The sequence below is a fragment of the Bartonella sp. MR63HLJHH genome, assembly GCF_042194155.1.
Taxonomy (GTDB): Bacteria; Pseudomonadota; Alphaproteobacteria; order Rhizobiales; family Rhizobiaceae; genus Bartonella; species Bartonella grahamii.
This window is the reverse complement of the sequence record NZ_JBHIMN010000053.1, coordinates 1-529: the sequence shown is the minus strand read 5'-3', so window position 1 is coordinate 529 and position 529 is coordinate 1. Positions and strand designations below refer to the sequence as shown.

The 529-nt window shown below is 46.5% G+C and carries 1 protein-coding gene; it reads right to left on the bottom strand.

Annotated features, from left to right (window positions below):
- Nucleotides 1-529, bottom strand: a 529-nt coding sequence (locus tag ACFIKQ_RS09100) for a ShlB/FhaC/HecB family hemolysin secretion/activation protein (RefSeq protein ID WP_375656318.1), incomplete at both ends; no start/stop codon positions are given.

Sequence of the window (529 nt, the reverse complement as noted above, 5' to 3'; positions counted from 1 at the left end):
GTGATTGCTCCACGGAATGGTGCGCAGCAACAAATCATTCCGGCTAAAAAAACCGTTATTGCCAAAAAGCAAACTCTCACGCGTGCCACGAACATTGGAAGCACCCCCCAACGAAATCTGCTCCCCACCCAATAAGTTATGCGGAGAATATTGCCCACTCAAAAGATTGTTCAGTATAAAGTCCAAGCCCCCTACCTTAAAAGGCGTCATGACACTAAGCGTACCAGTAAATTTGGCAAATTGTGGCTCCGCATCTCCTGCTCCTGGATCGTGCTTCTTGACAGAATGAAACAAGGGAAGACCTTGCAAATAACTCACATCAAAGGTCCAAGTCCCCCCCAACATCTGGCGCGAATGCGAAATGCCAAAATTGGCGACGCTATATTGACGGCTGCCCACTTCAATCTTATTGCCAAGAAGGTAATTGTTGGTTCTTTTATAAGAAAGACCTAAATTCAAGGTTGTAAGGGAAACACCATCACGGTAAAGAACCCTGCTTGTACTGGCGTGTAACTCACTGGAATCCCCC